The organism is Desulfotomaculum sp. 1211_IL3151, assembly GCF_036763075.1.
Taxonomy (GTDB): Bacteria; Bacillota; Desulfotomaculia; order Desulfotomaculales; family Desulfotomaculaceae; genus Desulfotomaculum.
This window is the reverse complement of record NZ_JBAIYV010000025.1, coordinates 50,325-68,755: the sequence shown is the minus strand read 5'-3', so window position 1 is coordinate 68,755 and position 18,431 is coordinate 50,325. Positions and strand designations below refer to the sequence as shown.

Below are 18,431 nucleotides of genomic sequence, written 5' to 3'. Positions count from 1 at the left end.
GGGAAGGTATGTCTTTTTCTATGGAAATATGGCACGATCAATTCAAAGGCGATTACATTATAAATAGACAAATTGGAATTTATCAATGTTTATAATTCGTGCAAAAGTGCATCAAATATATTTGAATTTGATAGGAGAAATTTTGGCATGATTATTTTGCAAACACAACGTTTGTTCCTGCGGAAAATACAAACAGATGATTATCGTTCTGTCTGCTCAATTTTGCAGGACATTGATGTCATGTATGCTTGGGAACATGCCTTTTCTGATGAGGAAGTAGTGCAGTGGATTGACGAAAATGTTATGAGGTATAATAGGGACGGTTATAGTTACTGGGCAGTGATAGAAAAAGCGTCTGATAAGTTAATTGGAGTCACCGGGTTAATTTCTGAACAAGCAGATGATGAAAACTATGTCGGAGTTGGCTATATTTATAAAAAATCATATTGGGGAAACGGGTATGCCTTTGAAGCCGTTTCTGCTTGTGTTGATTATGCTTTTAATATTTTGCATCTAAATGAAATTACGGCGCAAATTCGACCGGAGAATACAGCTTCAAGAAAAGTGGCTGAAAGACTTGGCATGTCTATAAAGAAGCAGTTTATTAGACGTTATAAAAACAAAGACATACCTCATCTTCTTTATAGCCGTACAAGATAAGCATTGTCTTTGTCGTAGTTTATATCAACAATGTGAAGCTACAAATTCCGGTTTAGTGAGCAAGCCATTTTCTATAATGAGCATAATGGGAAATTGGGGCGCATCTATATTTACCTAACTTCTCAATTCACTAATGTCTTTTTTTAAATATATTTTTTATGAGTATTGGTAACGTATTACACATAGAGCTTGTTTGAAGGTTTATCTTTGACGGGATGACTTCAAACGGCTCTATTTATTTTTTGCGGCTCACGGTTTGAATCTTTCAGACTAAATTTATAGGAAATATTTATGTCCAGAAATTTCTCTCCGTTCACATCGTAGGTTTCCGAGACATCTATGCGGTCAATCAGTTCAATTTACAAAAAATACCTAATTTAAGGTTTTCAATTAATTTATAATTTGCTACAATAATCATATTAAGTTCTTCAGACGCCTCTATTACTATTGTTACAGCAGTAGCTATCTACAATGGAGGCGTTTTTTCCTTTCTTACCATGACATGGTTATTATAAGCGCCTATATTCGGACTGGCAACACCATCCGCCTTTGTCCTTTTTTATTATTTATATAGTAAATGCTAAAGTATTAAAGAGAGTTCTATTGCTGGATAATCAGGATATAACCAAGGAGTCATTGCATAAAAAGCGCTTGAGAAGAATTTTATCGTGTATGTTAAGAGGCATAAACTCTTTGAAAAAACAAAGAAGCCCCTCGGTTTCAAGGGGCAACAACATAATTAAGGAGCAGCGCAAGCTGGCACACTAACTAACCGGTCCAGTCTCTCTTGCAGATCGGCAGGTATGGGTGTTAAAGGCAGGCGAACTTCACTGGAATCAATGAGCCCTAATTTAAATAGGAGATGTTTAATAGGAGTAGGATTAGGGGCGGCGAATAATAGTGGGATTATGGCGGCTAACCGTTTCCAATCGGCTAAGGCGTTTTGGTGATCATTGGGGAAACATAGTATGATGGTTTTAACGGCGATTACATCATAATGGACAAACAAAAATTTACTTGATGACAGGTGATCATTGTGGAAGATAAAAAAGTGGCGATTGTAACAGGCGGCAGTTCTGGAATGGGACTTGCCATTTCAAAGAAACTTAAAAAGGAAGGGATGAATGTTATTATTTTTGACATTCAAACGCCACCAGAGGATTTTCAGTTTTACCATGTTGACATCCGTGATGATGAACAAATCAAATCAGCACTATCGAATATCCCAAAAGTGGATATTTTAGTTAATAACGCGGGCATCTATTTTGAAAAATATTTAGAAAATACGACAAATGAAGAGATAGACAAGATGGTGGATATTAACATTAAAGGCACTTATCTTATGACACGAAATACTTTTTTAAAAATCAAAGAAACGAAAGGCACGGTCGTTATGATTGCTTCCTGTCTAGGGCTTGTGCCAGAATTAACGTCTCCTTTGTATTGCACAACGAAAGCGGGACTTATTATGCTGACAAAGTGCCTTGCGCAGCAATATGCTGATTGCGGGATACGGGTCAACTGCGTATTGCCGGGGCCAATCAATACCCCTCTTCTCCAGAAAAGCTTTACGGATGAAGCAGCCGCTGTCCGCTGTGCGGAACGCATACCGTTAAAGCGGATTGGAGAATCAGAGGATATTGCCAATATGGTAGCATTTCTTGTAGGTGAGGAAGCCAGATACATAACAGGCGGCGCGTTCCCTGTTGATGGCGGTGTATCATCTTCAAGTATATATTCAAAATAAATTGCAATTTATTGGTGAGATGGGAATACCCGCCGACCCATAAAATTTTCCCCCACTATTATTCCAAATAAACAGACAAATTTCGTCGAGGAATTTGTCTGTTTATTTTTACTCTCTAACAATTGATGATAGGGGCAAATTACTTCAATAAACATATGGCCAAACAGCAATTAGGAAAGGGAAGTGGATAAAGATATTGTATGACCGTTTGTTGAGGCTATTAATAATCCGAACTTACCTTTAATTATTGAAAGGATGGCGGAAGATTTTTGTTTTATTGACACTTATGCTGGGAAAGCAAACGGAGAACAAATGAAAACGGGATGGCAAGAATACTTTGATTGGTTTCCAGATTATAAAATTAAAGTTAATGAAATAAACGGAAAGGTTACCATTGTATATATGCGTTTTTATCCTGCATTTTGAAACCGTACAACACAATTCCTTCCTTGCATTTTTGCCATATAAAGAGCATTGTCACTTAGTTTATAGAGCGTATCAACGTTAGTTTCCGAATCTGGAGTGAGAGTGACTATTCCGATGCTTATGGTATATTTTATTTCAGGGTTAATGCTGACTGATGTATTTTCGATTGTTCTTCTTAATCTCTCTGCAACTTCTTGTGAATCCTTTTCATTTGTGCATGGAAGCAAAATGGCGAATTCTTCACCGCCGTACCTGCCAAATAAATCATAATCTCGTAATTGTGTCTTGATAGCAGCGGCAAACTCCTGCAAGACAATATCTCCGGTATAATGCCCATATATATCATTAATCCTTTTAAATTTATCAATATCTATAAGCAAGTATGAGATTTGTTCCTTTTTTCTTGCGAATAGGGAAATAAGTTCTTTCGCGCGCAATAAAAAGGTTCTGCGATTAAATATATTCGTTAGGTAATCGAATGACGCGGCTTTAACCAGTTCAATATCCAATTTTTCTTTTGCCAAAAGAATAAACCCGATACTTCCCACAAGCATTACAAGATATAACAAAAGAAAAGAGCCGGTATTGGAAATGCTGGTTGACCATAGCGTCATATCGTGCGCCAAGGTTAATGCTGTATATGCCCTGAAAAGAAAGGAAACCATGGTAATGCTATAAAAAGAAGCGATTACTTTTTGTAAAATAGATGAATTTTTATGTCTAAAAAGCTTATATACGGGAAAGGCAATTAATATAGCTGTAATTGAAGAGGCAAATACAATCCGAATACTTTCCGTAGTACCATGTATGGTTATGGTGTTAAAAGTAAGTAAGCAGATGAAAACTAATAAATTATAATTTCTTTTAATAACTTTATTATAACCATCAACCAAAATTAAAAAAGCAATCAGTTCCAATGTTGCACCAATAAATAGTATAGAATTCGATATGGATATCCAAATTATATAAGGTATGGTGCTTTTAAATCCAAGCATGATCCAGGCAATCGATTGAAATAGTTTAGATAGTAAAAATATATTAACCGACTTCTCTTTGTTATGTGGAATCGTATATGAAATAATAAGTATACCGGTTAGAATATGCCCTAATACGAGAACCATTAAGAGAGTCCCCATATCTATATTAAAAACATTCATCTGCATTTCTCACTTTCAATTTTTAAGATCGATCCAGCCAGTTTAGTGTACATCATTTATAAATGTATTCATTGTAACAACAGGACTTATTCAGAATGTTTACATATTCTTTCTTTGTGGGTTATTTGACCATCTATGGCAACATACAGATTTATTTTCATAATTTGGATATAGCCTCTTTTCAGGTAGTTCTGTATCAGGTCGCTGCACTGGTTTATTAACCGACCATTTCAGAAACATGATCCCATGTAAAATAACCTTTTTCCAGTAGCTGTTCATAGTATTTCGTGGTTTCGCTACCTCCGTTATTTTAATTTTAGTATGATGTTGCTGAAAAATAAACTATACAAGGATTAAAATAAAACTTTATTTTATGAATAGGTCAGCGGATCCATTTGTAGCCCGTTCGCTCTGCTCCGGAAGATATCCGGTGCTTTTGACAAAAATGTTTTGCAGCCGGCGTATACACAAACACATGAAGTGCTTTTTGATGGTCGCCCAATATATAATTTGCTAACCGATCAACAATAACACACGGTTCTTTTGTCGCAATTTTTTTAATTGCTTTTTCTTCGGCTAAAAAGGGTGTTCCAGTTTCGGCATATCACTTTCAGAAACTGTTGTTGTGTACCCAAGATATAGAAGTCATGCAATAAGCCATTGGTTATTTCTTCCTCGCTGTCTGCAACATATTCTTCTGCATAACCGCTTTCCTTAGCGGTCATGGTAATCAATTCTGAATTGTAATACGCAATTCCTAATTTATTAGCAATCCTTTTTCCAATTCCCCCATCATTTCCAAATTATCTTAAGGTTGTAATAACAAGGTTTTGCTTTGAAATAGAAATATTCGGTTCTTCATTTTTACTGGTTTCGGGCAGAAACAAGAAAGTGAGTTTTTAAAATTTTAAAGTGAAAAGACCTATCATATTGCCGACAATCAGTGCGGCAATTACAGTACCCTGGCGGACGCTGGATAACTTGCCGAGCGCAACCAAGCAAAGAATCGTGGCAATTATTGTCATGCTACTATCTGAAAAGTAGTTGTATAGGTGCATTTATCTAATATGCTCTATTGCTATCAGTATTATGATATGTGTAATCATATCCAAAAGAAAGGTGAACAGTAAAATGTAATAGGGTGAAATATTTATGAAGCGAGAAGTTGAGAAGTACGATTTTAAGGCTTTCGGTCAAGCCATAAAAACTGCAAGAAAGGCAAAGGGAATATCGAGAAATCAATTAGCAGACCAAATGCACATTGCCCCTCGGTATATTGCTTCTATTGAGAACAGCGGACAACACCCAAGCCTACAAATCCTTTATGAGCTTGTCACTATTTTAGACATTTCGGTAGACCAATTTTTTTTTCCGAACATGGAAACAGACAAATCCACGCAGCGCAGACAGCTTGAAAGTCTGCTTGATGATATAAGCGAAAAGGGATTGCGGATCGTCACCGCCACGGCGAAAAAGGTAAAGGAGATCGAAACAGAGGACGCACAACTAAACAGGAATGCCCTGCGCGGTTCAACTCCTGCACCGCTTTCCGGATTGCGTCGATTTTCTCACGGTTGATAAGGGATAAGCCTTTTAGGGTATAGGCCCAATCCTCCGGCAAGGACAGCATTTGCGACAACAGCCCTTTTGCTTTTAGGGTAAAGTCACAGTTTCACAAGTGGTGATTTCTCATAAGCGGGGTTTTAGGCGTTTCACGCCAGCGGTCTCTAGGGTTCGAATCCCTAACTTTCCGCCACGAAGACCGTTTTACTAAACGAAAGTAAGGCGGTTTTTTTATTTATTTTAAGTAATAATAGCTTGTCATTTAATTCATCTACTTTTTGTTTGGGGAGTGGGGATGTGAATATTCTACTGGTTGAAGATGACTACATATGCCGTAACAATCTTAAAAAATTCTTATCAAGACTAGGTCATCATGTATTAGACTGTGCAAATGGGCAGGAAGCTTTAGAACTGTTTAGGCCGGCTAAATTTCACATGGTGCTTTCAGACATAAATATGCCTAAGATGACTGGTATGGAGTTGTTGCAAGAAATCTCATCAATGACAGAAGCAAGGGATGTGGATGTTGTTCTCTTTACGGGTAAAGGTAACATGAATTCAGTGATTAAAGCTTTACGATTGGGGGCATACGATTATCTGGTTAAGCCGATAAATTTCGAAGAATTAACCATTGTTATCGAAAGAGTGGCTGCACGTCGGGCCTTAATAAAAGAAAACAGATTTCTCTGCCAAAGATTTGAAGAAAATGTTAGAACTGCAACTGAGGAACCCAGGTTGGAACTAGCTCACCTTAGAATGGCTTTTGCCAGGGTAGTTGGTATGGACACATTCAACTTTTACTCAGATTCTATGAAAGAGATTTACATGCTGGCTTTAAAATATCATGCGGATCGTTCGATACCAATTTTAATTCAGGGGGAAACCGGAACAGGCAAGGAATTAATTGCGAAGATTATACACTACGGTAAATTTGATATGGGAGAACCTTTCATTGATATAAATTGCGCCACGCTATCTTCCAGTACCTTTGAAAGTGAATTATTTGGTTATGAAGGCGGTTCCTTTACAGGTGGACTGCCAACAGGAAAGAAAGGAAAATTTGATCTTGCCTCTGGCGGTACACTATTTTTAGATGAAATTGGGGAGATAACGGCGGATTTGCAGGCAAAATTATTGAGGGTGATCCAGGAGAGGTGTTTTTACCGTATGGGTGGCCTAAAAAAGATTAAATGTGATGCCAGAATTATTTGTGCCACCAATGTTGATATAGACAAGAAGGTAAAAGAAGGAACCTTTCGTCAAGATTTGTATTACCGTTTAAGTGTAGGTATGTTTGTTCTTCCTCCCTTAAGGGAACGTAAGAATGAAATACTGCCCTTAGCCAAAACATTTTTAAGGACTTTTTCCCATAAGAGGGGAAGGAAATTTATGGGGATTACTGATCAAGCGGCAAAGGTATTAATTTCATACAACTGGCCGGGGAATGTAAGGGAATTAAAAAACGTTATGGATAGAGTTACCTTTTTACATGATGATTATAAGTTAACGCCTGGACATCTGGAAACCCTTCAATATGAGCAAAGAGATGAGAGGGCCACCGATAGTTTAAGGCCAATTATTAATCCGGAAGGCTTCTCTTTGCCTGCTGAGGGATTGAATCTTAATCTTCTTATTAATAGAATTATTGATCAGGCACTCGAAATTCATGGTGGCAACAAAACTAAAGCCGCCCAATTTTTAGGTATGACTAGGCGTTCCTTACAGTATAGAGTTGAAGGAAAGTGAATGCTGAACGATTTTGTTCACGTATGTTAACGTATACGTAAATAATAATTGAAAAGTTAAACGGAATTTGAAAAACATGTGCAGTAAATGCGGAAAATTAGGGCAAAGATCATGAGAAAAGGGAAGCCTGTCAATGTTGGCAGGTTTTTTGCTTATTGCAATGGATAAGACGAAAAACTATTATTTAGATTGTTGATGTTGAAAAAATGATTTTGAGGTGACTTAGGTGAGTTCAGAACATTTTAATAATCAAATTATAGAATCACAGCTTGCTTGTCTGTATGCCATAAACCGTTTGGTTGATACGATTATGCATGGTGATAACCAGAAAAAACTTTTCGAAAATATAACAAATCTTATCAAAGATACACTTGGGGTAGACAGTGTACGAATTGTTTTTATAGACTTTAAACGTCCTCTGGCTAACATTATAAGAAATAAATTGCACAAAAATCTTTGGATCGAAAGTCACCTGGATATTCCCAGTGATAAATGGGCCAAGCTTTTTCATGGCTGGTTTAAGGTTAAAAGTTTTCTCTGGTATCCATTATATAAGAATATGGGTGGTTTTTATCTTTTAACACTCTATCAGATATCCCAACGTAGAACCTGGTCAAATGATGACTTAGTATTTCTGCACATCGTGGCGAAATGCCTGGAAATAGCTATTCATACAAGCAACCTGCAAAATAAGTATCAACAGACGGAAGAAGCATTAAGGGAAAAAGAAGCAAGCCTACGTCAAATAACGGATAATATGCCGGATATAATTTTTAAAATTAGTGCGGAAGGGATTATTCAATATGTAAACCCGGTTGTACAAGACATTCTTGGTTTTAGTCCCAGGGAAATGATTGGTAAATCTCTTTATCGTTTTATAAGCAGGGATGATAGCAAGTTAAGGATCTCCGAGAGGGTAAAACTAAATTCTGTCACAAAGGAGAGTTATCGCTATCAACACGCCAATGGGCATTACCTATGGTTAGACTCCGTAATCATGCCTATCATTAATGAAACGGGGAGGGGGTTCAAATGCATAATTATTGCCAGGGATATTACCGACCATCTACTTATTGAAGAACAATTACAATTTCTTTCTACCAATGATTCTTTAACCGGTATATATAATCGAAGCTTTATGGAAAAAGCATTAAAAAGAACGGTAGCCAAGGCAAAGAGGGGAAACAAAAGTGCATTATTGGTGATCGATGTGGATAACTTTAAGCTTGTTAATGACACATTTGCTCATGCTTTCGGCGATCGCGTACTAGTTTTTTTGGTTAGTCTATTGAAAAATTATATGCGGGAAGAGGATCTTTTGGCTAGGCTAAGTGGAGACGAGTTTGCTTTGCTGCTTGAGGGAAGTAGTCTTGAAGAAGCTAAACAGATTGCCGAAAAAATACGTGGGGATATTTATGATCAAGAGTTTTACCTAGACAAAGAAATTGCTATCAATCTTACCGTAAGTATTGGTGCGGTGTTAATAGATGGTAAATTAAGTTATCAAAAAGTTCTTTCTCTTGCAGGGATTGGCCTAAATACTGCCAAAAATACGGGACGCAACAAAGTTGTTTTTGTTGAATCGGATGAAGGGATCATTGCATCTTATACTGAGAAAAACCAAATCGTTTCTTTAATTAAAAATGCCCTAAGGGAGAATCGATTTATACTCTTTTTCCAGCCAATTATTAGAATTGCTAACGGGAGTGTAAATCATTACGAATCATTGATTCGTTTACAAGATCATAACGGAGAATTGATGTTGCCACATACATTCATTCCGGTGGCTGAGCAGTTTGGCTTGATGCCACAAATTGATCGCTGGGTTTTTGGAGCAGCTCTCCAATTTTTGCAGGCTAACCCTCATATAAAACTATTTATGAATATATCCGGGCAAAGTTTAGGGGATAAAGACCTATTGTTAGATATAACCAGGGGTATTTTAGAAAGCGGTATGAATCCCGCAAGGATTGGCTTTGAGATTACAGAGACAGCCGCGGTAAAGGATTTAGTACAAGCCGAATGCTGGATAAATCAACTCAAAGATGTTGGGTGTTCCTTTGCCTTAGATGATTTTGGCAGCGGGTTTTCCTCATTTTCTTATTTGCGATTTCTTCCTGTGGATTACCTAAAAATTGATGGCTCCTTTGTCAGAAATTTAGAAAAAGATCATGTCCTTCGGTCATTGGTACAGGCCATCAGCAGTGTTGCCAATAGCCTGGGCAAAGAAACCATTGCAGAGTTTGTAGAAAATGAAAGCATTCTAAAGATATTAGCTAATCTAGGCATAAGTTATGGGCAGGGCTATCATCTTGGCAAACCGGTTCCTTATATCGCTTAGTATTTTTTAATTAGTTGATATTTATAAAGGTTAAACATTAAGGAGGCAAAAATATGTCATTGCGGTTAAAAATTCTCGGCGGTTTTGTTTTTGTTATGGTTATTTTTACAGTTGCCGCTGGTATTGTTTCTTATAATATTGGAAAAATGCAGGAACAAGTTAATTATATCCCCCATGAGGTTGAAAGAAATAATCAGTTAAATACGATTAATCATCATGCTGTTGCTCAAACATCCGCCATACGGGGTTTCTTTTATTATAAGCAGGACAACTATGCGGAACAGTTTAGACAACTGGGTGAGGAAAACAAATTGATCATACAAAATATGATCGATACAGCCAGGCAGAAGGCCAATAAAGAAAAATTTATAAAGCTGATGGAGTACCAGGATAACTATAATACGCTGGTCCTGGACGAGATTATTCCACTCATTAAAGAGGGTAAAGAAAAAGAAGCCAACGAAATAATTTTAAATCAAGGGGTGCCATTGGCCAGCAGTTTTAATAAAGCTAGCACCGCTTATGCTGAAGAACGAAACAACAGCCTTTTAGAAATTGTTCAAAAAACCGATTTAGAAATAACTTCCATGCAAAGAATGTCCCTGATTTCCACCGTTTTGGCTTTGTTAGTGGGTTTATCGCTAGCCTTTTTTCTGGCCCGGTCCATTACACGACCGATTCAAAGGGTTGCAACAGAATCAATTAAGATTGCAGAGGGCGACTTAACCGGTGAACAAATTGATATTAAAACAAAGGATGAGGTCAGCCAGCTAGCAATGGCTTTTAATAAAATGTTGCATAATTTAAGGGAGTTGGTAATAGAGGTTCAAGAAAAATCTCAATTGGTGTCCTCATCCTCGATGCAACTTTCAGCAAGTTCCCAAAATGTTGCTGCTGGTGCACAGGAAACGGCAGCGACCGTTACGGAGGTGGCCAGTACAGTGGAACAGGTTACTTTAAATACACAGAAAATAGCAGTGAATTCCGACCACGCTACCAACTACGCCCATCAAGGGACGGAGGGTTTAAGTCAGATTAGTAAACAGATGGAGTTGATTGAAAAGTCTACTACAAGTAGCGGAGAAGACATTAATATGCTTAACAAATCTGCAGCTCAAATATCGCAAATTGTCGAATTGATTACACAAATTGCTGACCAAACCAATTTGTTAGCTTTAAACGCTGCCATAGAGGCAGCTAGGGCCGGGGACCTAGGGCGTGGCTTTGCCGTAGTGGCTGAAGAAGTAAGAAAACTTGCAGAACAGTCAGCAAATGCTGCCAAGGAAATACATCAGCTTATTACATCCATACAGCAGGAAACAAATAAAGCGGTGCAAAGTATGGCAGACAGTGTTATTCAGGTAAAGAAAGGGTCCACTGTGGTCTTGGAGGTTGGAACAACCTTTGAAAAAATTATTGCGGCGGTGCAAAACCTTTCAGAAGAGATACAGTCTGTAGCATCTGCCGCAGAACAGATGTCTGCGGGGGTACAAAACGTTGCTGCAAACACCGAAGAACAAACGACAACGGTAGAGGAAGTATCAACCACAAGCCAGAATCTCGCTAGGATGGCTGAGGAGCTCGAGCGTTTCACCAAACGCTTTAAAATAGTGTAGCAATCACCTAATTTGACGGAAAATTTCTCACTGTCAATGTCAAAGCCAACCACTGTTAATACTGTGGATAATAGGGAAAACCCCCATGCTATCTTCTTGTAGACAATGGGAGCTTATTCATTAACCAACTGTACTGCGTTGGCGTTCTGCAGCTAGGATTCTACCGGTCATGCTTTCCCCAATTACATCACGGTTTCGTTGCTTAGCATCATAAAGGGCTTGGCTGCAAAAGGCGTGTCTGTTGTCATTATTTGAGTTAAGCAATGGGGACGTACCTTGGGGCGAAATTTTTCAGGACAGCCATCAGCAAATAACCGAAAATATTGAATATGAAAATGAATGTTGGTATGATTAGGAAAACCAAAAAGGGGTGCTTTATGGATTCTGAATTCCGTGATGTAAGGGAAAAATTTAATAATAATGCAAGCCAGTACGATAGTCAAAGGAAAAAGATTATTCCGTGCTTTGACGATTTTTATTCGATAGCAGTTTCTGTTGCTAAAACAAGTAATGAAAAACCGAATATCTTGGATATTGGTGCAGGAACAGGATTATTATCCTTCTTTGCCTTAGAAAAATACCCCAATGCCAATTTAACTTTAATTGATATTTCGGAAAAAATGCTAGAACAAGCGAAAGAGAGGTTTAAGGGTAAACCTAAGGTAAATTATATAATTGGTGACTATTCCAAGTATAAATTTGATAAGAAATATGATGTGATTATCTCAGCGTTATCCATTCATCATTTAACGGAAGATGAGAAAAAGCAGTTATATAAAAGTATTTATTTAGCTCTAAATCAAAATGGCGTCTTTGTTAACGCTGACCAAGTCCTTGGAAGCACGCCATATCTTGAAACCTTGTATAAAGGAGATTGGAAAGACAAGGTTAAACGTAGTGGCTTATCAAAAGAGGAGTTGTCCTCGGCTTTTGAAAGGACTAACTTGGATAAAATGTCTACATTAGAAGACCAATTGAAATGGTTAAGGGAAATTGGTTTTTCAGATGTTGATTGCATTTACAAATATTTTAATTTTGTAGTACTGTTTGGAAGAAGAAATTAGTTTAATTTAAAATCCTCCAAACCTGTTATTATATACTGGTCTAGGGAGTAGTTTTCTGTTGAAGTTTTTCTATAATTGAACTCACGTATTGCAACTTGATCTTCAACAATTAGGATTTTAATCATAAGCCAACTCCTTTCAAGAGGATGAAATGTATCCTAATTGTATACATAGCCATTTGCGTAAAGCAATTAAAATGAAGGTATGATTCATTAAATCAATTTACCCTAGGCATTTTTTATTAATGACATACCCGGCTTTTAATCCAAATTACGAAATAGAATTTGAGCGATGGCCTATTGACTGCCAGGGAAGGTCTAAACACCCCGGTTGAAATTTATCCGGTGAACGCACTATAATAAAAAAAACGAAAAATGGAGCAAACGATGGAAAACTTACAGACGGGGGAAGGCGCAAAAGCCTCAGTCGGGCCTTTGTTAGAATGGTATAGGAAGAACCAGCGGGATTTGCCCTGGCGGCATACGACCGATCCTTATAAAATATGGATCTCCGAGATCATGCTGCAGCAAACGCGGGTGGATACGGTCATTCAGTATTACCGTCGCTTTCTGGAACGGTTCGGCACCCTCCGGGAGTTGGCCGGAGCCTCCGCACAGGACGTGCTGGCTGTGTGGAAAGGGCTGGGTTACTATTCCCGTGCGCTGAATCTTCAAAAGGCGGCTCAACAGGTGGTGGAACGATATGACGGGGTATTCCCCCGGGACTACGAAGTCCTTCGGCAGTTGCCCGGCATCGGGGATTATACTGCCGGGGCCATTGCCAGTATTGCCTTCAACCAGCCTTATCCTGCCGTGGACGGCAATGTGCTTCGGGTTATTTGCCGGTTGGAGGGAAGCGAGGATGATATTTCCCAGAGCCGGACGAAGAAAAGAGTCGCCGACATTGTCTGTCCGATCATCCCCAAAGACCATGCGGGAGAATTCACGCAAGCAATGATGGAGTTGGGCGCCCTTGTATGCATCCCGTTAGCGCCCCTTTGTGGGCATTGCCCCGTGCAATCCTTCTGTGCTGCTTACAGGACCGGACGGCAAAACGAGCTGCCGGTCAAGAAAAAGAAGGAGGCTCCCCGGATCGTTCCTTGCTGGGTAGCCGTCTTGCGGGAAAACGGAAAAATATTTCTGGAATTCCGGAAAAATGATCGCCTGCTGGGACAGCTATGGGGATTGCCCATCGTTGAAAAGAAGGATTCTCGCTCCCCTGCACAATTGCTGGAGGAAAAATATGGGCTGCGGCTGAAAAATGCAAGGAAGCTCGGTTCAGCTTCCCATGTCTTTTCCCATCAAATCTGGAAAATGGACGTTTTTACCTTCGCACTGGCAGAACCCATGCCTCACAGCGATGTCCTGCATTGGGTGGAGGAAGAGGAACTGGAGCGCTATGCCGTCCCCACTGCCTTCCAGCGTGTTCTGAAGCTGCTGCATTCGGACAATGGATGGGAGCAGCTTGAAATCTCCCTGGAATAACGGCTGGATATACCACACGGATCTTTCAACCGTTTAGGTATCCTTCCGGTCCGGAATGAATATAGAATGGAAGTCATTCGAGCGACTTCCGATAAATCGGTAGCCCGCCCCATTGAAGTCTTTAGCCCCCGGGTTCCGTGACCCGGTTTCGCGTTAAAAAATGCCAGGTATCAAGGGATTCTCGCTGTTGAAAGTGAGGATCCCTTTTCGTTACACCAAATACAGGCCCGGGCGCGTGCAGAAGGACTTAAAGGTTGTTATGGTGGAATAATGAACCCGTTCTTTGCCAAAGAGGCGGATGAAGCGTATTTTCTCATCTTCTTTGGTTTGCATGGGTTTACCAGGGTAATTATTTACTACAACGATATTTGGATGAGGTGTTGAGCGGTTTAAGGTGCCTCGTTTTAATAGATATTTGATATGAATGTCTGCTTCCGGTATGGAGTAGCCGCAAAAGACAATATTTTTACATTCCCTAAGGGCATTCTCAGCTTTATCCCAGATTTGAACTAAATAAGGGTTGGACATAATTTTAAAAAAGGTTGGTGGGACAAGAATAGGTACAAAAAGGGCTTTGCAACTGTGGCATAATAATCGGTTTTTAAGATTTTTGCTAATTAGTAGGGTTACGCTTTTTTCTAAAGGGGTAATGCGTATTTTTTTACAAATAGGACAATACAGCCAGTTTAAGGAGCCGTGTATTTTAAATAATTTAATGGAATTATCAGGATTAGGCCTGTGCCAGTTGCCTGGCTCATTAAAATTAACAAAATCGATACCATAATCAAGATCGATTACGTCATGTAGTTTTGTTAAAGAGTTATCAATGAGAATATCATAATTTAATGAAATAAAAGAAGTGTTTCTTATTTTATTATTATTAACCATCTTTTCTACCAGTAACGTATGAAGTTTACTGAATTGCCCAAGGGTTCTCTGTAGCACTTCAGCGATTAAAAATATTAGTTCTTCAATAATCTGGTCCATGTGATGGTAGTTAGTTGTATTATATAGGTTTAAAAAGTATTCCTGACGTTGTTTAGCTAGCTCTAACATCCCCAGGGCTTCTTCGAAAGAAGGAAATAGGACTTCCTCTAAATCAACCGTGTTAAGGTTGATATGCCAAAAGTTATAAAAGTAGGATATTAAGTGTTTATTGATGGGCTCCCCATTTTTTCTTTTAAGCAAGAAATATTCCTTAAAAAGTTTAGCCTGAACGGGTGCACCTTCCGCCGCAGAGGCACCAGCGCCAAGAATAATAACATTGTCCACCAAATCCGTTCACCACCTTGGCCAAAAAAGCTTTTAAAATTAACTACATTTTACATTGTATCAAATATTCCTGCCTGATAAATTAGTAACTGTTGGTGGCAACAAATAGCAACCGAGTGCTTCGGAGATTATTACTTTCCCAAAAGCTTGTTGATATTTTTTAAAACCGCTCCGGCCATATCCGTAAAATCAATGCCTGTATTATAAATAACCTGCTTTATTCCCGGGGTACCCAATATAGAAATAACCTTATCAAATCCGTCATTGTCTATATTTGCCATGGCATCTCGAAAGGCGGATATATTCTCCACATGTTGCTGTAGTGGTTTAACCAAGGAATTGTAATCCTTATCTTTGATGATGGCCCTGGCGGCATACACGCCACTGGCAATGGCAAAGGAGGCACCAACTCCTACTAAACGATCTGTAAAGCCAGCCGCACGACCGATCAGTAAGACGTTGTCCACCTGAAATTTTTTAACCTTTCCGATCGAGAACATGGGTGGTGTTATTTTATAAAAAAACTGCAAATGGGTTAGTTTTTCCTTTTCTAAAAAATCAGTAAAAAGGCTATCTATATTTGATTCCTCACAATTAAAATTATAAATTTTCACGATTGCTTGGGTGGAATTATAAGGGGTTAGCCGGGCATAGCCTGTACCAGCATATTCTGTATTAAAGTATAAAAAGGAATTGCCTGGGCTAAATTTACCCAGAGCCATCCCCCCATGCATATGAACCAATCCCTTTTGTTCCCATATACCAAGTTCTTTGGCCGTTGTTTCAATACCTGTAGCAACTACTACATAATCGTATTTTTTGGCTAACTCCTTATAATCTGCAGGACTGTTATAGTGTATGGGTGTTTTCTCTAATTTTCTTAGCAACTGGTTTTCAATTGAGTTTGGATCCTTGCCTCGAACGTAGTAATAGCCTAGATTACCCTCAACTTTAATTTCACTGTTTGGTGACTTTAAAGTAAAACTATTGGTTTTTGTAAGGGGTAAAAGATCAATACCAAATTTTTTGTATGTTACATTGCTTTGATCTCCCATATCTAAATCAAAAATATTTAAACTTACGGTAACCGATGGCCATATCCAACCAACGGTATTATCCCTTTCAAAAACATCTGGGATGATACCAAGTCTTTCACATTCAACAGCACAGGCAAGTCCGGCTGGTCCAGCTCCGATAATGGCAACTTTCATAAAAACCCCTCTTTACGGTAATTTTCTATAAGTATGGCTAGTATATCCCCAGGGTATCGTATTTTACCCACGTTACGAAAAGCACAAGAAAACCAATGAAGTGCCTTTTAATTGGCAAGACTATATTTAGACTGTCTACAATGAATCTAGTTTGATACAATAAGGCATTATTACTTTTAAAGGATGCGATAAGATGACTGCCAATTTTTTAACCCTTGGTATTAGTAATGAACTAAATGCAAAATTAAAAGCCAATGGCATACACAGGCCCACGGCAATTCAAGAACAAACGATACCCGTACTGCTGACTGGGAAGGACGTAATTGCTCAGGCCCAGACTGGTACAGGTAAGACCCTGGCCTTTGTATTACCCATTTTAGAAAGAATAGAAGTAAAAAAACCTTATATTCAAGCTCTGATTATTACTCCTACCAGGGAACTAGCACTACAAATAACCACCGAAATAAAAAAGATAATAACAGGTAGCGATATTAATGTACTGGCCGCCTATGGTGGCCAAGATGTGGAGCAACAGGTCAGGAAGCTCAAGGGAAATATTCATTTGGTTGTTGCTACACCTGGGCGCCTGTTGGATCACTTGCGTCGTGGTACGGTTAGGCTTACCGGGGTGTCTATGTTGGTATTGGATGAAGCAGATCAGATGCTGCACCTGGGATTTTTGGAGGATGTTGAAAGAATAATTTTACAGACCTACGAGAAAAGGCAAACCATGCTTTTTTCTGCCACCATACCTCAACAGGTACGGGAATTATCTTTGCGTTATATGAAAAAACCGGTGGATATTCGTGTACAGGGTAAGAACATTACTCTGGATGAGATTAAACAAATTGTTGTGGAGACAACGGACCGGACAAAACAAGAGACCCTTAGTAATTTAATAAAGGTCTATCGTCCCTATCTAGCCATCATTTTTTGCCGGACCAAGCGAATTGCCAGTGCCCTGAATGAATACCTGATTGGGCAAGGTTTTAGCTCAGATGAATTACATGGTGACCTATCCCAAGCAAAACGGCAGCAAGTGATGAAACGATTTAGGGAAGCGGCATTGCAGCTTCTAGTGGCAACGGATGTGGCAGCACGGGGATTGGATATTGAAGGAGTTAGCCATGTTTTTAACTACAATATCCCCCACGATGTGGAGAGTTATATTCATCGCATAGGTAGAACTGGGCGTGCGGGTTGGACCGGCCTGGCGGTAACATTAATTACTCCCCGGGAACGTATGTATTTGCAGTTGATAGAAAAGGGTATTGGGAAATCCCTTGAAAAAAGAGATAGTAATGGGGAAAAGATACAGCGGCTCTCTGGTAATAATGCTGAAGGTAAAGAGAAAAAGATGGTAAAGGAACCCACCAGAGGAAAAAGGACCCCGGGGCTTTATGAAAAGGGAAAGCGGCCCCAAGGTAAAAAGAATTCTTTGACGGGGGACGGTCAAGGAAAAAATGGGAGAAATAGCATGGGTAAGACAGCTGGAAAAACAAGGGTTTCTCCTAATGGAACACGAGCTAGCAAAAACAATTTAGGCAAGCAGAGCAATCATACGATCGCTGCCAGGGGAAGAAAAGTGGGTAAGGTGTAAGGGAACGGTCCGCTCCATGGACTGGCCTAGGAATTAATTAAAATATTTCTAAGAAACGGTTAAAAAAGACAATAAGGGTGTATACTATAGATGTAATAAGATTAATAATTTTGGAGGTAACATCGTTGCAAACTGGCACAGTAAAATGGTTTAATGCAGAAAAAGGTTATGGTTTTATTGAAACACAAGAGGGTGGGGATGTATTTGTCCACTTTTCAGCCATCACCGGAGATGGATTTAAAACATTAGAAGAGGGACAGCGGGTTCAGTTTGAAGTGGTTCAGGGAAACCGGGGTCCACAAGCTGAAAATGTTGTTAAACTATAATGTAATAAAAAAACTGCCCTAAGGCAGTTTTTTTATTATAGCTTTTTTATTACTCAGAACCATTGTTTTACATAACATCACAATATTACACCTTTCCGTTTAATCGCCGTTGATTTACAATAAAATCAGACAAATGTCCTAAGTAAGAAGGATTTTCGGTTTAAATAAAGGAGATACCATTCTAGGAAAAAATATCTAGCAACTGGAACATTTTTGGC

16 protein-coding genes and 2 pseudogenes are annotated in these 18,431 nt (G+C 39.0%); 10 read left to right on the top strand and 8 right to left on the bottom strand.

Annotated features, from left to right (window positions below; genetic code table 11):
- The first annotated feature begins 147 nt into the window (after window positions 1-147).
- Window positions 148-660, top strand: coding sequence for a GNAT family N-acetyltransferase (locus V6C11_RS05255; protein WP_333530044.1), 513 nt, complete (start codon window positions 148-150; stop codon window positions 658-660).
- 739 nt (window positions 661-1,399) lie between these two features.
- Here the strand turns inward: V6C11_RS05255 and V6C11_RS05250 are convergent.
- Window positions 1,400-1,669, bottom strand: a complete 270-nt coding sequence (locus V6C11_RS05250) for a dihydrodipicolinate synthase family protein (RefSeq protein ID WP_333530043.1) — start codon at window positions 1,667-1,669, stop codon at window positions 1,400-1,402.
- Window positions 1,670-1,696: 27 nt separating this feature from the next.
- Here V6C11_RS05250 and V6C11_RS05245 point away from each other — a divergent pair, with 27 nt between their 5' ends.
- Complete coding sequence (locus tag V6C11_RS05245; RefSeq protein WP_333530042.1) at window positions 1,697-2,407, top strand: SDR family NAD(P)-dependent oxidoreductase; 711 nt, start codon at window positions 1,697-1,699, stop codon at window positions 2,405-2,407.
- Between the two features lie 410 nt (window positions 2,408-2,817).
- Here the strand turns inward: V6C11_RS05245 and V6C11_RS05240 are convergent, their stop codons facing one another.
- From V6C11_RS05240 to V6C11_RS18665, 3 genes and pseudogenes are all read right to left on the bottom strand, one after another.
- Window positions 2,818-3,990 carry a GGDEF domain-containing protein gene (locus tag V6C11_RS05240; protein WP_333530041.1) on the bottom strand — a complete coding sequence of 391 codons (1,173 nt, stop codon included), beginning with the start codon at window positions 3,988-3,990 and terminating at the stop codon, window positions 2,818-2,820.
- Between the two features lie 382 nt (window positions 3,991-4,372).
- Window positions 4,373-4,561: pseudogene (locus V6C11_RS18670) on the bottom strand (cytidylate kinase family protein); the annotation flags it as partial.
- Window positions 4,548-4,763, bottom strand: coding sequence for a hypothetical protein (locus V6C11_RS18665; protein WP_442886039.1), 216 nt, complete (start codon window positions 4,761-4,763; stop codon window positions 4,548-4,550). The pseudogene V6C11_RS18670 and the gene V6C11_RS18665, both read right to left, overlap by 14 nt.
- 379 nt (window positions 4,764-5,142) lie before the next feature.
- Here V6C11_RS18665 and V6C11_RS05235 point away from each other — a divergent pair, with 379 nt between their 5' ends.
- Window positions 5,143-5,568 (top strand): helix-turn-helix transcriptional regulator, encoded by a 426-nt coding sequence (locus V6C11_RS05235; protein ID WP_333530040.1) that lies wholly within the window; start codon window positions 5,143-5,145, stop codon window positions 5,566-5,568.
- On the opposite strand, the pseudogene V6C11_RS05230 reads toward V6C11_RS05235, so the two are convergent.
- Window positions 5,507-5,683: pseudogene (locus V6C11_RS05230) on the bottom strand (helix-turn-helix domain-containing protein); the annotation flags it as partial. The gene V6C11_RS05235 and the pseudogene V6C11_RS05230 overlap by 62 nt on opposite strands.
- 167 nt (window positions 5,684-5,850) lie before the next feature.
- On the opposite strand from V6C11_RS05230, the gene V6C11_RS05225 reads away from it, so the two are divergent.
- The 3 genes from V6C11_RS05225 (at window position 5,851) to V6C11_RS05215 (ending at window position 11,256) form a co-directional block, all read left to right on the top strand.
- Window positions 5,851-7,299 carry a sigma-54-dependent transcriptional regulator gene (locus V6C11_RS05225; RefSeq protein WP_333530038.1) on the top strand — a complete coding sequence of 483 codons (1,449 nt, stop codon included), beginning with the start codon at window positions 5,851-5,853 and terminating at the stop codon, window positions 7,297-7,299.
- A gap of 226 nt (window positions 7,300-7,525) precedes the next feature.
- Window positions 7,526-9,640 carry a putative bifunctional diguanylate cyclase/phosphodiesterase gene (locus V6C11_RS05220; RefSeq protein ID WP_333530037.1) on the top strand — a complete coding sequence of 705 codons (2,115 nt, stop codon included), beginning with the start codon at window positions 7,526-7,528 and terminating at the stop codon, window positions 9,638-9,640.
- A gap of 53 nt (window positions 9,641-9,693) precedes the next feature.
- Window positions 9,694-11,256, top strand: a complete 1,563-nt coding sequence (locus tag V6C11_RS05215) for a methyl-accepting chemotaxis protein (RefSeq protein WP_333530036.1) — start codon at window positions 9,694-9,696, stop codon at window positions 11,254-11,256.
- Window positions 11,257-11,376: 120 nt separating this feature from the next.
- Here V6C11_RS05215 and V6C11_RS05210 read toward each other — a convergent pair whose 3' ends face one another.
- Window positions 11,377-11,520, bottom strand: a complete 144-nt coding sequence (locus V6C11_RS05210) for a hypothetical protein (RefSeq protein ID WP_333530035.1) — start codon at window positions 11,518-11,520, stop codon at window positions 11,377-11,379.
- 113 nt (window positions 11,521-11,633) lie between these two features.
- Between V6C11_RS05210 and V6C11_RS05205 the strand changes: the two genes are divergently transcribed.
- Window positions 11,634-12,320, top strand: coding sequence for a class I SAM-dependent methyltransferase (locus V6C11_RS05205; protein WP_333530034.1), 687 nt, complete (start codon window positions 11,634-11,636; stop codon window positions 12,318-12,320).
- 386 nt (window positions 12,321-12,706) lie between these two features.
- Window positions 12,707-13,804, top strand: coding sequence for an A/G-specific adenine glycosylase (gene mutY / locus V6C11_RS05200; RefSeq protein WP_333530033.1), 1,098 nt, complete (start codon window positions 12,707-12,709; stop codon window positions 13,802-13,804).
- Between the two features lie 210 nt (window positions 13,805-14,014).
- Here mutY and V6C11_RS05195 read toward each other — a convergent pair whose 3' ends face one another.
- Together V6C11_RS05195 and V6C11_RS05190 are read right to left on the bottom strand one after the other, a co-directional pair.
- Window positions 14,015-15,076, bottom strand: a complete 1,062-nt coding sequence (locus V6C11_RS05195) for an SIR2 family protein (protein ID WP_333530127.1) — start codon at window positions 15,074-15,076, stop codon at window positions 14,015-14,017.
- A 131-nt stretch (window positions 15,077-15,207) separates the two neighbouring features.
- The gene (locus V6C11_RS05190) at window positions 15,208-16,287 is read right to left on the bottom strand and encodes an NAD(P)/FAD-dependent oxidoreductase (RefSeq protein WP_333530032.1); all 1,080 of its coding nucleotides are present in this window, start codon (window positions 16,285-16,287) and stop codon (window positions 15,208-15,210) included.
- Between the two features lie 193 nt (window positions 16,288-16,480).
- Between V6C11_RS05190 and V6C11_RS05185 the strand changes: the two genes are divergently transcribed.
- Together V6C11_RS05185 and V6C11_RS05180 are read left to right on the top strand one after the other, a co-directional pair.
- Complete coding sequence (locus V6C11_RS05185) at window positions 16,481-17,887, top strand: DEAD/DEAH box helicase (protein WP_333530031.1); 1,407 nt, start codon at window positions 16,481-16,483, stop codon at window positions 17,885-17,887.
- Window positions 17,888-18,012: 125 nt separating this feature from the next.
- Window positions 18,013-18,213 carry a cold-shock protein gene (locus V6C11_RS05180; protein WP_333530030.1) on the top strand — a complete coding sequence of 67 codons (201 nt, stop codon included), beginning with the start codon at window positions 18,013-18,015 and terminating at the stop codon, window positions 18,211-18,213.
- Window positions 18,214-18,431 lie beyond the last annotated feature (218 nt).